Source organism: Rhodococcus sp. NPDC127593 (assembly GCF_042671975.1).
In the GTDB taxonomy this organism is placed as follows: Bacteria; Actinomycetota; Actinomycetes; order Mycobacteriales; family Mycobacteriaceae; genus Rhodococcus_F.
In genome coordinates this window covers 23,121-36,890 of sequence record NZ_JBHXWI010000054.1, presented here as the reverse complement: position 1 = coordinate 36,890, position 13,770 = coordinate 23,121, and the positions used below count along the sequence as shown (strand labels likewise).

The 13,770-nt window shown below is 66.9% G+C and carries 12 protein-coding genes; 8 read left to right on the top strand and 4 right to left on the bottom strand.

The genetic code is table 11. The features are described from left to right. Positions 1 to 214: 214 nt before the first annotated feature. Complete coding sequence (locus ACFVJ3_RS37565; protein ID WP_378456878.1) at positions 215 to 1,744, bottom strand: hypothetical protein; 1,530 nt, start codon at positions 1,742 to 1,744, stop codon at positions 215 to 217. Between the two features lie 200 nt (positions 1,745 to 1,944). Here ACFVJ3_RS37565 and ACFVJ3_RS37560 point away from each other — a divergent pair, with 200 nt between their 5' ends. The 5 genes from ACFVJ3_RS37560 (at position 1,945) to ACFVJ3_RS37540 (ending at position 6,555) form a co-directional block, all read left to right on the top strand. Beyond that, the gene (locus ACFVJ3_RS37560) at positions 1,945 to 2,427 is read left to right on the top strand and encodes a DUF1931 family protein (protein WP_378456877.1); all 483 of its coding nucleotides are present in this window, start codon (positions 1,945 to 1,947) and stop codon (positions 2,425 to 2,427) included. A 188-nt stretch (positions 2,428 to 2,615) separates the two neighbouring features. Next, on the top strand, positions 2,616 to 3,038 hold the full coding sequence (locus tag ACFVJ3_RS37555) for a hypothetical protein (RefSeq protein WP_378456876.1): 423 nt from the start codon (positions 2,616 to 2,618) through the stop codon (positions 3,036 to 3,038). A gap of 269 nt (positions 3,039 to 3,307) precedes the next feature. Continuing rightward, a complete protein-coding gene (locus tag ACFVJ3_RS37550) occupies positions 3,308 to 4,777 on the top strand; it encodes an APC family permease (RefSeq protein WP_378456914.1) in 1,470 nt (489 codons plus the stop codon). Continuing rightward, complete coding sequence (locus ACFVJ3_RS37545; RefSeq protein WP_378456875.1) at positions 4,761 to 6,200, top strand: FAD-binding oxidoreductase; 1,440 nt, start codon at positions 4,761 to 4,763, stop codon at positions 6,198 to 6,200. Before ACFVJ3_RS37550 ends, ACFVJ3_RS37545 begins: the two co-directional genes overlap by 17 nt. Before the next feature lie 13 nt (positions 6,201 to 6,213). Beyond that, positions 6,214 to 6,555 (top strand): HNH endonuclease, encoded by a 342-nt coding sequence (locus ACFVJ3_RS37540; protein WP_378456913.1) that lies wholly within the window; start codon positions 6,214 to 6,216, stop codon positions 6,553 to 6,555. Positions 6,556 to 6,578: 23 nt separating this feature from the next. Here the strand turns inward: ACFVJ3_RS37540 and upp are convergent, their stop codons facing one another. Genes upp through ACFVJ3_RS37525 form a run of 3 tightly spaced genes read right to left on the bottom strand, consistent with a single transcriptional unit; the run spans position 6,579 to position 9,762 of the window. Continuing rightward, the gene (gene upp, locus ACFVJ3_RS37535; RefSeq protein ID WP_005246597.1) at positions 6,579 to 7,208 is read right to left on the bottom strand and encodes a uracil phosphoribosyltransferase; all 630 of its coding nucleotides are present in this window, start codon (positions 7,206 to 7,208) and stop codon (positions 6,579 to 6,581) included. Positions 7,209 to 7,228: 20 nt separating this feature from the next. After that, positions 7,229 to 8,494: a URC4/urg3 family protein gene (locus ACFVJ3_RS37530; protein WP_378456874.1), complete on the bottom strand. Its 1,266-nt coding sequence runs from the start codon at positions 8,492 to 8,494 to the stop codon at positions 7,229 to 7,231. Then, a complete protein-coding gene (locus tag ACFVJ3_RS37525; protein WP_378456873.1) occupies positions 8,491 to 9,762 on the bottom strand; it encodes a GTP cyclohydrolase II in 1,272 nt (423 codons plus the stop codon). The genes ACFVJ3_RS37530 and ACFVJ3_RS37525 overlap by 4 nt, the downstream gene beginning before the upstream one ends. A 210-nt stretch (positions 9,763 to 9,972) precedes the next feature. On the opposite strand from ACFVJ3_RS37525, the gene ACFVJ3_RS37520 reads away from it, so the two are divergent. The 3 genes from ACFVJ3_RS37520 to ACFVJ3_RS37510 all read left to right on the top strand — a co-directional run bounded on the left by ACFVJ3_RS37520 (position 9,973) and on the right by ACFVJ3_RS37510 (position 13,735). Next, the gene (locus tag ACFVJ3_RS37520) at positions 9,973 to 11,358 is read left to right on the top strand and encodes a DUF2252 domain-containing protein (protein ID WP_378456872.1); all 1,386 of its coding nucleotides are present in this window, start codon (positions 9,973 to 9,975) and stop codon (positions 11,356 to 11,358) included. Positions 11,359 to 12,025: 667 nt separating this feature from the next. Continuing rightward, on the top strand, positions 12,026 to 13,126 hold the full coding sequence (locus ACFVJ3_RS37515; RefSeq protein ID WP_378456871.1) for a calcium:proton antiporter: 1,101 nt from the start codon (positions 12,026 to 12,028) through the stop codon (positions 13,124 to 13,126). Positions 13,127 to 13,204: 78 nt separating this feature from the next. Continuing rightward, positions 13,205 to 13,735, top strand: coding sequence for a hypothetical protein (locus tag ACFVJ3_RS37510; RefSeq protein WP_378456870.1), 531 nt, complete (start codon positions 13,205 to 13,207; stop codon positions 13,733 to 13,735). Positions 13,736 to 13,770 lie beyond the last annotated feature (35 nt).

Here is a 13,770-nt window from a genome sequence, read left to right as displayed (position 1 = left end):
CGCGCACCCCGACGCTATGCCTCCCGCACGGTTGAGACGCGACCGGAGCGGGCGGCGGCGGACCTTGAGTTGGGCTTACTCGCTGCAGAAATCCATTACGCCTGCGTCATTCCATTTAACTCCGAGCCATGCTCCGGCGTCCGAGAAATCGCCTCGTCCGCTTCGACACAATTCGGTGTCGTCGATCCGGACAGCTGAAGCGCCCCGGTGCCTGTCAGCTCGCACTCGGCGGTACCCCGAACGCTTGCATCACGACCGCACCCCAGTCCCGCCACATCGGGCATGGTGGAGGATCCCGGTGGCCCAGGAACCGGATCACCTCGTCGTCGAAGGCAGCCGATGTGGGCAGCGACGAGTGCGCGGCGCGGACCGGGCAGCCATTGCGTTCGACGTCCAGCCGCCAGCCGTGCGGCATCAGTGGAAGATCGGCAGCCGAGGTGATAGTCAGAACACGCACGTCCCCGGGCAGCGGCTCGCCGAGAATGGCTTGTGCGCTGCCCGCGGTGCCGAGCAGTTGCCGCGCCGCGGGTGTGTCGGGGTCGAAGTGGAAGAAGACGATGTCGGTCACGGGCGCCGCCCACCGCAACAGGTCGCCGAACACCCTGCCCCGTCGGTCGACATCCGGAGGCGGAAAGCCGAGCGGGGTTTCCGGAAAGACACCCACCAGCACCAGCACATCGACCCGCGCCCGACCCGTCGCGACCGCTTCCCACGCAATCCAGCCGGCATGGGAATGTGCGGCAACGGTCAACGGCCGCTGCAGGTTCGCGGTCTGTTCGGCAAACAAGGTGACCTGTTCCTCGACGGGGCGCTGGGTGTCGGCAGGTTCGTACGGGGCCCCCGATCTGATCGGACACGTCGAGTCGCGCTGAGGCTGCCCGTCACCGGGGCCGGCGTAGGAGAAGTAGTAGACCTGATCGCATTCGTAACCCAGCCGGTGCACGTCGGCCCGGTGGATGCTCCCCTGCCCCGAACGCGAATTGATTCCGGACAGGAGGAACAGCGAACCGGCCTGTCGTGACCCGGGTTCCGGATCGTCGTAGCCTCGTGTCCGAACAAAGATCACCGACGCCGCCGTCACCACGACGAGCACGGCAGCAAGCGCCGCGACGGGCCGGGTGACCGGCGCACGGTCCATCGCCCACACCGTCAGTCCCGTCGCCGCAGCCGAGACCGGCACGAGCAGTGCGGTGAGGGCCGGGACCCGGTCGGCCAGAGCGCCGAGCCCGAGGACCGCCGCGCAGTACGGCACCATCACCTCGATCCGCAGGCCGCGGCGCCACGCCCGCGCCATCGCCCCGCGCAGGGTGACCCCGCCCTGCCACGGGACCGGGCCGAGTATCAGGACCAGCAGTCCGATCAGCGCCACCGCCGGCCAGAACGCCCGCGAGTACAGCGTCGCGTAGGCGGTCGCGTCACCGAGCGTCGCCAGAAGGACGGGGCCGAACGCCGTCGCGTAGAACACCGCGGCGAAACGGAGGCGTCGCGCATCGAGCCCACCGAGAAGCCAGGCCATCAGCACGACCCGCACGGCCGACACCACGGCCAGCAACACCAGGAACTGAGGCCAGGAGGCGGTACGCACCACCAGAAGTCGCAGGTCCGCGAACTGATCCAGCGGCGGCAGCGCGACCAGGTGCAGCAGACCCGGCCAGACGGGAACCATCCCGCTCACCGCGAGCACGACGACGAGCGCCGCGACGGCGGCCAACGGCAACCACCGCGTCCACTTCGTCGACGTCATATCTTTCGCTGTACTCGCTGTTCGTGGTCCTGCACAACCCATGCGCAGACCACGCGTGAAAGATTCTCACGTCCGCAGCCCGGTAAGGGCAGCACTCGCCCGGACGCAGGACGTCGTGCCGGGCAACGGGATTCCGGAACGAACACCCTGTGCGCGCGGTTCGTCGGATTTGTGACCGCATCTCGGAGGATGATCACCTCATGGAACGTGCGGACGTCGGAAACCACGGGACGCTGATGACGTTCGACCAGTTCGCGGACATCTTCCGGGACGTCGCCACCCTCGGCGTCGTCAAGGACGACTTTCACCGATTCGACGACGTCGTCACCGCGAAACTCTACGACCTGCTCCTCGTCGCGCAGGAGAGCGCGGCGGCCCAGCACCGGCACGTCGTCGAATCCACCGACCTGCCGATCACCAGAGGCTTACAGGAGAACATCGGATTGTTCCGCGAGCTCGGCCCCAGCCTCCGGGTAGACCCGATCGTCGAGCGACTGGCCGCCTATCCGCCGCTCGACGGCATCCTCGCAACCGGAACCCGATCGGGACTCCCCGATATCACCGGCGGACTCAGCGTCGCCCTCGCGCGCACCTTCCGCATCGTCTACCCCGAGTTGAGGACCGTGCGGGCACGAACCACGCACTGGTCGGTGATCAGTACCCTCGTCGACCTCTATCTCTGACGCCGCTACCGCGGCAAGCCACCTGTTTCTTCACGCCTTCGGAACACCCCCCGGGGTGCAAACGTCCACCCCTGGATGGATGGCCCACCACCCCATCAGGGGGCGTTGCCGGACCCCCATAACGGCGAAGACTGGTGTTCGTCCACAAGGGACACGGAAATCCACACACCACACTCAGGAGCAACGCAATGAACTCGACGAAGACACGCATCGCCGCAGCAGCCGCAACGGGCACCGCCCTCGGACTGGGAATGTTCATGGCCCAGAGCGCCACCGCCGCCGCCGCACCCGCCCAGTCGACGTTCCCGCAAGTCGTCTCCCCCGAATCCGGACTCTCCCCGTACAAGGTCGAGGTCAGGGACCGTATCGGCTGCGCAAACGCATGGCCCATGGTCGCCTGCGACGCCCCCGACGAAGACGTGCCCCCGCAGGTGACCCTCGTCGAGCCCGGCACCACCCTGGTCGAGCCCGGTGGCACAACCCTCTACGGCCCCGCCGCCGCTTCCGTGAACTCCCAGCAGGCCGCCACCATCCACCAGGTCAACTACCCCCTCGAGCCCGACGACGGGGTGATCTCCCACCCGCTCGATCCCGACATGCCCTGGATGTGACATTCGTTCGACGCCGACTCACTCAGGATCTCCAGCACAGTCTCGCGGCCACCGGGGCCATTGGCCTCGGCGGCCGAGACGTGTGCGAAGGCGTGCCGTGCACACTTTCGGAGTATTTAGAAAGACGAACCATCGATGACATCCGCATCCGCGAGGAGGACGATGAAACAGACCAGTCTCGTCCTGATCGCGGAACGGGTCTCGTAGTGACCGGTTTTTTTCACGCGATTCAACTTCTCCGCATTCCGATCGAACGTGAGGCGGCCCAGATGACGGCAGAAAACGTGATGGGCGCGCAAATCGCCGATCAAGAATGTCAAGACTGCGGCTACAAGCCGGAGCTGAAGCGAACTCTGGGCTCCTTTCAGGTGTTCGCGGTCTCGTTCGCGTTCATCTCGGTGGCGGTCGGGATCTTCGGCACCTACGACGATGTACTTCGAGACGCCGGTCCGGTGGGGATCTGGCTCTGGGTCATCGTGGCGTTGGGGCAGACCCTGGTGGCGCTGGTGATTGCCCAATTCGCGGCCCGCATCCCACTCAGTGGCTCCTCCTACCAATGGGCCTCGCGGCTGGCCAACCCGAAAGTCGGCTGGTTGTTCGGTTGGCTGACCTTCTGCTACCTGGCGCTCGGCGTGGTGACGGTCGACAATGCGATGGCAAGCTCCGCACTCATGCCGCTGTTCGGCATGCAGCCCGACGAGGACACGGCGCGGGTGATCACGCTCGTAGTGGTACTTGTTCAGGCGGTGCTCGTCGTGTTCTCCACCCGCCTCGTCGGCCTGATCACGTCGGGCGCGGTGGGGCTCGAACTGGTGATCGTGGTGGTGCTGGCGATCGGGCTCTTCGTCGCTGTGGCGATCACCGGCGAGGGCTCGGTCGGCAACCTCACCTCCCGCGGTATCACCGAGGGAGCCCCCAACTATTTCGCTGTCGGCGGCGGGTTGATGGCCGCGATGATCATGGGGCTCGCCACGCTCGTGGGCTTCGACTCCGCGGCGAATATGGCTGAGGAAGCCAAGGATCCGTTTCGCAGCGTCCCGCGCGCGATCGTGGGATCGGTCGTGGCGGCGGCAGTGCTGGGACTGGTGTTCCTGATCGCGCTCACGATCGCGATCAAGGACATCCCCAGGGTGAGCGCCAGTGAGACGCCGGTGGCGGCGATCCTGCGCGATCAGCTGGGTCCGGTGATGGAGAGGACGCTACTGGTCGCGATCGCGTTCGCATTTTTCGGCGCCGGGATGGTGACCCTGGCCACCTGCTCGCGGATGGTGTTCGCGATGTCGCGCGACGCACGTTTCCCTGCTTACCGGCTGATGCGTCGGGTCAACCCGCGCACGCAGACCCCCATTCCGGCGACCATCTTGATCGTCGTCGTGGGGGTCGTCCTGATGGCCGTGCTGCCGGGTGGCGCACTGCTGGAGTTGCTCACGGTAGGGACGGTCATCTCGGCGGTCCTCTACGGCGCGATAATCGTCCTCTATCTTGCGGTACGGAGGCGACTGGACCGTAAGGAGGGCGCGTTCGATCTCGGGCGCTTCGAGCTGCCGATCGCGATCGGTGCGCTCGTGTGGTCGGCTGTCGTGCTGTTCGTGATCGTGTCGCCCTCGACGGCTCTGACCTCAATCCTGATTGCGGTCGGGTTGCTCCTCGCGGGCGGGTTGTACTTCGCCTACCTGTTGATTTTCAAACGCGAGGTACTGGACACCGAGCCGGGAGACGCCGATGTCTTCTCGCACTGACCGAGAGGTGAAGCCCCTCCGCGCCGCCACCGCCATGCTCACCGGTGACGTGGTGCGTGCCGGCGATTCCGGTTACGAGGCGGCGCGGGTCGGGTGGAATCGCCTGTATTCCCGCTACCCCGAGGCGATCGTGTTCTGCTGTGACACGCAGGACGTGGTCAACGCGGTCCGCTGGGCTCGCGAGGAAGGCATCGCCCTGCGTGCCCGCAGCGGTCGCCACAGCCTCGAGGGCTGGTCGTCGATCGACGGTGGGTTGGTCATCGACGTCAGTCGGATGAAGAGCATCGTGATCGACGAAGCGGCGCGCACGGCGACGGTCGGGACGGGGCTGACGCAGCAGGAGACGGTCGCGGCGCTCGGGCAACGCGGCTTCGTCGTTCCGACCGGCTCGGAGGGCGGCGTCGGTCTCGGTGGTGTGATTCTCGGGGGTGGCTTCGGACTACTGACCCGCAGCATGGGCATGGCGTGCGACAACCTGCTCGCCGCGGAGGTGGTGGTGGCCGACGGCGCGCGCTCGGCGAAGGTCGTGGAGGCCACCGAGCACAGTAACTCCGACCTGCTGTGGGCGTGCCGCGGTGGGGGCGGCGGCAATTTCGGGATTGCGACGTCCTACACGTTGAGTCTGCACGAGCTCTCGAACGTCGCATTCCTGGTTGCGAGGTGGACCGGTCACGGCGACCTGGGCGCCGTGCTTCGCGCCTGGCAGCGCGACGCGCCGGTGGCCGACGAGCGGCTGACCAGCGCGCTCGAGGTGGATTCCACGGCGGTCGAGCTGTCTGCGCTGCTGTACGGCGGTTCGCGGCGAGAACTCGAGGACCACCTGCGCTCGCTGCTGACGATCGGCAATCCCGACGTGACCGTGACGGAGGGCGCCTGGCCGACCGTGTACGGCGAGGTCGACAGGGGGCCGAACGACGTCGCCCTCTGGAAGTTCTACTCCCAGTTCGTCACCCGGCCGTTCCCCGACGAGGCGATCGAGCTGATCGTCCACTACATGGGCAACACGCCCAGCCCGCCGAGCAATTTCTTCTGCTCGAGCTTCGGCGGGGCCGTGCGGCATGCGCCGCCCGGCGGGTCCGCGTTCCCGCACCGCGATGCGCTGTTCTACTGCGAGCCGGGCGCCGCCTGGAACGACCCCGCCCTGAACTCGACGGCACTGGGCTGGGCGGCCGACTTCTGGCGCGCGCTGCGCCCATACGGCGACGGCGCCTACGTCAACGTGCCCAACGCCGCCGCATCGGACTGGGAACGCGAGTACTACGGCTCCCACCGCGAGCGGCTGCGCGAGGTCAAGGCCAGCTACGACCCGGAGAACGTGTTCAGCTTCGAGCAGAGCGTGCCCCTGTCGCCGGCCGACCCGTCCCGAGTCCTACGCTGGGGCGATGGCGGTCAACCGGAGTCGCAGGGCCAGGGGCGCCCGTAAACGCAAGCGTCGGATGGAGAGTGTCGAGCACGACCTCACCGCCGAGCAGTGGAGTGCGCTCACCGAGGCGTGGGGTGGCTGCGCGTACTGCGGCGCGACCGACAAGCCGCTGCAACGCGACTGCGTGCAGGCACTGTCCCGCGGCGGGCGTTACACACTCGACAACATCGCCCCGGCCTGCGGCTCGTGCAACGCCAGTAAATGCAACGACGAAGTCACCGGCTGGCTGCGGCGCAAACGGCTCGACGAGCGTGCCTTCCTGTTGCGTCACATCGAGATCAAGACAGCGCTCACGCTACGGTTCCCCACACCCCCGGACACCGAACTCGAGGCGCCGGAAACAACCGCCCCGTGACCTGCCGGTGACGACCGCGTCTGCTACTTGGTGCCGAAGAGGCGGTCGCCGGCGTCCCCGATGCCGGGCAGAATGTACCCGTGCTCGTCGAGTTGGCGGTCGACGGCGGCGGTGTAGATCGGGACGTCGGGATGCGCCTTGTGCAGGGCGGCAACGCCTTCGGGGCAGGTCAGCAGGCAGACGAACTTGATGGATTTGGGACCGCATTCCTTCAGCCGCTCCACCGCCGCCACGGCGGAGTTGCCGGTGGCCAGCATCGGATCGATTACCACCACGTCGCGCTCCTGCAGATCGCCGGGCATCTTGAAGTAGTACTCCACGGCTCCGAGGGTCTTGGGATCGCGGTAGAGACCGATATGGCCGACGCGCGCACCCGGCACAATTGTCAACATGCCGTCCAGGATGCCGGTGCCCGCGCGCAGAATGGAGACGAAGACCAGCTTCTTGCCGTCTATGACCTTGCCGGTCGTGAACTCCAGCGGTGTCTCGACATCGATCTCCTGCATCGGGATGTCGCGCAGGACCTCATACGTCATGAGCGCGGAGATCTCGTTCGCGAGTCGACGAAAGCTGTTGGTGGAAGCGTCCTTACGGCGCATCATCGTGAGCTTGTGCTGCACCAGCGGGTGGTCGATCACGTGTACCGTGCCCATGTATTCGTCCTCGTTTCGTTCTAGAAGACCGTGCCGTCACTGACCACGGCCAGTGGCGGCAGCCCACCACGCGAGCGCTGTGCCAGCACACGGCCCGCCGCCCAGGTGCCGCCCTCCAGGACGCAGGCCAACGGCATCTCTCCGGCATCCACGCCCAGGCGTGCGCGCACGAGCGGGGCCAGTTCGTCCAGGAGCGCTACCGTCAGCGCGCGCCACTCGACCACCAATTCGTCGCCCGCCGTCCAGGTTTGCGCAGCCCAGGCCGGATCGTGCAGGCGGAGCACGCCGGTGTCGAGAAGCAGACCGCCGTTCCGGTATTCGGGCAGGCCGGTCAGCTCGTCCAACCCGACCACCTGAACGCCCGCCCACTGGAAGGGCTCCAGCAACGAATAGCTCAGCCACTGTGACAGTTTGTGAAACGGCATCCAGCCCTGGGTCAGCCCCGGACCGGCCACTGCGTCGTGACGCCAGCAGTCACCCAACGGCTCGGCGCCGATGGCGTTGCCCGCGGGCCAGATGCCCGACAGCGACGTCAGGAGCTCCGACAGGATGTCGTGGGCCGCGACCGTCGCCGGGGCCGCACCCTGCGGCGCGACCAGCAGGTCGAACAGGCCACCCGGCCGGCCGTGCTGGCCGAACACTTCGGGCCGCGCGGCGAGCGCGTCGCCCAGCCGTCGCAGCAGCAGCACGCGACCTTCGAGACCTACCAACGGATTGGACGGGCCGGCCTGGAACACCTCGCCCAGCCGGTCCGTGTCCAGACTGCGCAGTCCGGCCGCATCGACCTGCAGCGGGTGCGCCGCGTCGCTGGAGAACAGGCCGCCAAGGAACGCGTGCCAGCTCGCGACACCCAGGCCCTCGGAACGGCCGAAGCGCTGCCCGCCGGCAACCTCGTGGTACTGCCAGTCGGGACCGGCTCCTGCATCGAGCAGCACGCTGACCACCGCCAGGTCGATCATGGCGCGGGCGCGGTCGGGCGAGTCCAGCGCGGTCAGCCGTGCATCCAGCTCGGCCTTGCGGTCCACGCCGCCGGCTTCGAAATGACGCCACCGGCTGTGGTACGGGATCTTCAGGTCTGGATAGCGGGCACGCGTGACGTCCACGACCTCGGCGGCGGCCGTCTGCAACGCGTCGTCGTCGACGCCGAACCAGAGCGAATCGCCCTCGCGCGCACGGAACAGCAGCTGTCGCGCGCGTTCCCGCACGGCCGACGTGGTACGTAGTGCCGCGGCTGCACCCTCCGCCCGCACCGTGTCCAGGACGGGACCGACGCCGATCACGCTCATCCGTCCAGCTCCCGGCCCTTGACCTTCGCCAATTCCACAGCATCCGGCACCAAGCCCGGCGTGAAGTAGCCGGCCGCCATCTTGGCGTCGATCTCCACGCGCGCGTCGGCCGGGATCAGATCCGCGGGGAGGTCCACCCGCTCCCCGACCTCGATACCCGAGCCGGTGATGGCGTCGTACTTCATGTTGCTCATGGAGACCAGGCGGTGGATCTTTCTGACGCCCAGCCAGTGCAGCACGTCGGGCATCATTTCCTGGAAGCGCATGTCCTGCACGCCGGCCACGCATTCGGTGCGGGCGAAGTACTGGTCGGCCGTGTCGCCGCCCACCTGGCGCTTGCGCGCGTTGTAGACCAGGAACTTGGTCACCTCACCGAGCGCACGGCCCTCCTTGCGGGAGTACGCCACCAAGCCCACGCCACCGCGCTGCGCACCCTGGATGCACTCCTCGATCGCATGCGTGAGGTACGGGCGGCAGGTACAGATGTCGGAACCGAACACGTCCGAGCCGTTGCACTCGTCGTGTACGCGTGCGGTCAGCTCCACCCCAGGATCGGCAAGGTCGCGCGCGTCGCCGAAGATGTACACGGTCTGACCCCCGATCGGGGGCAGGAACACTTCGAGGTCCGAGCGGGTCACGAGCTCGGGATACATGCCGCCGGTCTCCTCGAACAGCACGCGGCGCAGATCCGCCTCGCTGCAGTGAAAGCGCTCCGCCACACCCGGCAGGTGCCAGACGGGTTCGATCGCCGCCTTGGTGACCAGCGCAGCACCGCTGGGCAGCAGGAAGCGGCCGTCCGGGTGCAGGCGACCTTTCTGGATGGCCTCCATGACCTCCGGCAGGATCACGTGTGCCTTGGTTACGGCGATGCTGGGGCGGATGTCGTGACCAGCCGCCAATTCGGCGGCGAAAACCTCGGCCACCGTGGCACCCCACGGGTCCAGGCTCACGATCTTGCCGGGCTCGCTCCACTGCGGGTACGGGCCGATGATGTTCGTGGGCGCGGTATCGGTGAGGTCGGCCTTGTGATGGCGCGACAGCGCGCCCGACGCCACCGCCAGTGCCCGGTAGATGCTGTACGAACCGCTGTGCGTTCCGATCACGTTGCGGTGGGCGCGGTTGGTGGTGGTGCCGACCACAGGCCCGCGCTCGGACGCCGAGGGTGCTCCCCAGTGGATCGGCAGGGCCCCGACACCGCCGCTGTGTGACGTCAATCGGATGTGGCCGCCGGAGGACTCGGGGGTGGCGGCGACGGATTCAGCGGACATGGGTTCCTCCGTTAAGAAGGCCCGGCGGCACGGCCTGCCGCCGGAACGCGTCTCCGGCGCCGGATGCTGCCGACCACCGGAAACCGAAGCATAACCACTCGGCCGCCACAATGTCGTGTGGCGAAGGCGGCGCCCTGTCCTGGCGATACGGCAGCACGAGCGAACGCTGACGAGGTACACGGTGACAGGGCCTGGGATAGTGTCGCCGAGGTGACGAAGAATCGAGCCCGAGCCGTCGACCTGCGAACTCAGATCGAGGCGGACGACGTCTTCGCGCGTGGCGACGCATTGCAGGCCACCGTGCCGTCCAGTGCGCACGAGAGCGCCGCGGTCGGCGCAGGACGGCCAGATGTGCTCGAATTCGTCGAGGCCGGCAACGAGGGAAGGCTCGCGAATCTGATCCCGCTGCGAATCGGGCGGATGATCGCCTCCCCGTTCGCCTTCTTCCGCGGCGCCGCCGGCCTGATGGCAGCCGACCTCGCCGCCTCTCCGGTTACCGGATTGACAGCACAGCTGTGCGGTGACGCTCATGCGGCCAACTTCGGCCTGTACGGGACACCGGACGGTCAAATTGTCATGGACATCAACGATTTCGACGAGACCCTCCCAGGTCCGTGGGAATGGGATCTCAAACGCCTCGCCGCAAGCCTGGTCCTCGCCGGACGCGAAGGCGATGTGTCCGAGAACGGCTGCATCGAGGCCGCCGAAGACGCCGTCAAATCGTATCGGCGCACCATCCGCGATCTCGCCGAACTGCCATTTCTTCAGTCCTGGAATGCACTACCGGACAAGTCGGTGCTCGAGCGGGCAAAGGCCGACGCTCTGCTCGACGACTTCGACAAGGCCGCGCACAAGGCGCGACGCAATACCAGCGAGAAGGTGGCGGCGAAGTGGACCGCCCACCTCGAAGATCACGAGACCGGGATCCGCCGACGGCGATTCATCGATGATCCTCCGGTCCTCACCCACGTCGACCACGCAACGGCCGATGCCGTGACCGATGGTCTGGAACTGTATGTCGACTCGCTGCGCGAGTCTCGCCGGAATCTGATCACCCGATTCGCCGTGTCCGACGTCGCGTTCCGGATCGTCGGAACCGGCAGCGTGGGTCTGCGCAGTTACATCGCCCTGCTGCACGGTAATGGGGACGAGGTGCTCGTCCTTCAACTGAAACAGGCCCGGCCGTCCGCACTGTCGGCGTATCTACCGGTCGACGAGCCGAAACACGAGGGCAAGCGGATAGTGCACGGCGCCCGGTTGGTGCAGGCGGAATCGGACATTCTGCTGGGCTGGACGACCGTCGACGGCCTCCCGTACATCGTGCGGCAGTTCCGAAACCTCAAAGGGGACATCGATCCAACCGGTCTGGAGCAAGACCATCTCGACGACTACGGCCGGCTCGCCGGCGCCCTGCTCGCCCGTGCACACACCCGCTCGCTCGATCCACGGGTGCTCGCCGGCTACTTCGCCAACGACACGGAACTGGACGAGGTGATCGGACGGTACGCCGTCGGCTACGCCGATCAAACCGAAGCCGATCACGCAACCCTGGTCGCCGCGGTGAAATCGGGGCGGATCGCTGCCGAGCCGGCCTGATCCTGATCCGGCACGGCTGAATGCCCTCATGCAGACCATGAGAATCACGAGTAGCGAGAGGGTGGCGGGCCGAGAAAGGTCGCCACTCTCTCGAGATACGAGGCGCGGATGCACCTCGTATCCACCCGAGCCGGAATGCCTCGGATTCGTGAGTGTGAGTGGCGACCTCTTTCGTCGCAACGAGAAGGTACCTCGCTCCTCTGACATGAATCTGCGGCACGTGCTCGAGCCACTCGAGGGCTGCACCGCGAATTACTGTTCCGGCGCCGACCGCGTCAATTTCTGGGAGGGACTCGAGCTCGAGGCACCTGGCGGAAGCGTCGCGACATAAGCACACTCAGGCGATAGTCGCCGGCGCACGTGACGCGGTCTCCGAACTTTCCGAGAGCGACGCCGAGGAACTCCTCATCACAGTGATCACGCTCGTCGACGGACGGGTAGCTATGCAGACCGCAGACCGGCTGTTTTCGACACCACTTCCGCGTGGTCGCGACCGGGACTCGCGCCGACGCGATTTCATCGTGATGACAGTCGAGGCTGCGACGCAGGCTGCACTCACCCGAACCCAGGCGGCCCGGACATAACTCACCGCTGGACCGCCGCGGATGGGTGATGCGGGTTCCGCATTGCGGTCCACCCGAGCGGATAGAGCTGGCAAGGTCTAATCATGGCGTTCGGGTGGCGGTCGGTCACTGCGGAGTGGCCGCTGGTGGTACCACCGGTCTCCGTTGCGGTGTTGGGCGTCACCTGGGGCCGAGACATCGGCACCGTTCTGGTGCTCGTCGTGGCGGTGGTGCTGGTTGGCGCAGTGCTGGCAGCTGTTCATCACGCCGAGGTGGTTGCACACAGGGTTGGCGAGCCGTTCGGATCGCTGATTCTCGCTGTCGCCGTCACCGTCATCGAGGTCGGATTGATCGTGACGTTGATGATCTCGGGTGGCCCGACGACGGCCTCGCTTGCGCGCGACACGGTATTCGCGGCGGTGATGCTCACCGTCAACGGAATCATGGGGTTGTCGCTGTTCGTCGGCTCACGAAGATACGGACTCGCGCTGTTCAATGCGGAGGGTACGGGCGCGGCACTGGCGACGGTGGCGTCACTGGCCACCTTGAGCCTGGTGCTGCCGACCTTCACGACGAGCCGGCCAGGCCCTGAATTCTCCTCGGCTCAATTGATATTCGCGGCGGTGGCCTCGCTGGTTCTGTACGGGATGTTCGTCCTCACCCAGACCGGACCGCATCGGCATTTCTTCCTGCCCGTCATCGCCGACGAACCTGTGTACGCCGATGGCCAGAACGCCGCACCCCCGACGAGCAGGATGGCGGGTATGAGCCTCGCCCTGCTGGTGCTGGCGCTGTGCGCAGTCGTGGGATTGGCGAAGGTCGAGTCCCCCGCGATCGAGGACGCGGTCGAGGATGCCGGATTGCCACAATCCATCGTCGGTGTGGTCATCGCGTTGCTCGTGCTTCTGCCGGAAACCCTCGCCGCGGTGCGGGCGGCGCAGAGAAACCGGATCCAGATCAGCTTGAATCTGGCCCTGGGATCGGCGATGGCCAGCATCGGATTGACCATCCCGGCCATTGCCGTCGCGTCGATCTGGCTGGACGGCCCACTCCTGCTCGGCCTCGGTCCCACCCAGGTCGTGCTGCTCGCCATCACCGTGGTGGTGGGCATGCTGACGGTTGTCCCCGGCCGTGCCACCCGCCTCCAAGGCGGCGTCCACCTGGTACTGCTGGCGGCCTACGTGTTCCTCTCCGTCAACCCCTGACCATCGCCTGGCGCCTCACCGCTCGCGGAGACATCACCAGCGAGCCTCCCCGATATGCGGTCGGGTAAGTTTCCGCGCATGAGAACCGCATCGTGGGTCGGCGCGGCGGCTGCGGTGCTGTTCGGTGCCACCACTGCCGCAGCGTGGCGGAAGGCAACCCTCGCCGATCAGGCCAGGCGCGAGGCCGAGACTGCGCTGGACGCCGCGCTCGAGCAGGTCACCGCGTTGACCCGGATCGCCGAAGCCGCAGAGCGTGCATTCCCACACCCGCAACACGTCGAGTTCGAAGTCCAGCGCATCCGCGGACCCGTCGACCGATTCCGGCTCCGCAACGTCGGAACCGGTACCGCCACCGACGTGCGGTTCGTCGTCGACCCCGCCGAGGAGAAGAACCGCCGGATTCCCACGCCGCAATGGCTGCAGGAAGAACCAGTGACGTTGCTGCCAAAGGAGTGGGCCGATTTCGCCGCGAGCGCGTTGTCTCCCGTCGGCGGCTCGTGGCGAATAGTGTTTCCGGCGTTCGTCACCGTGATCTGCGATGAAGTCGGCACTCCGCAACGGGTGGACCTGCCGACGTCTGTCGTCGCCGAAGACGGCGTGATCGGCTGACTCTCCGAAATCCGCACCTGGCGAGCAGCGGGGCC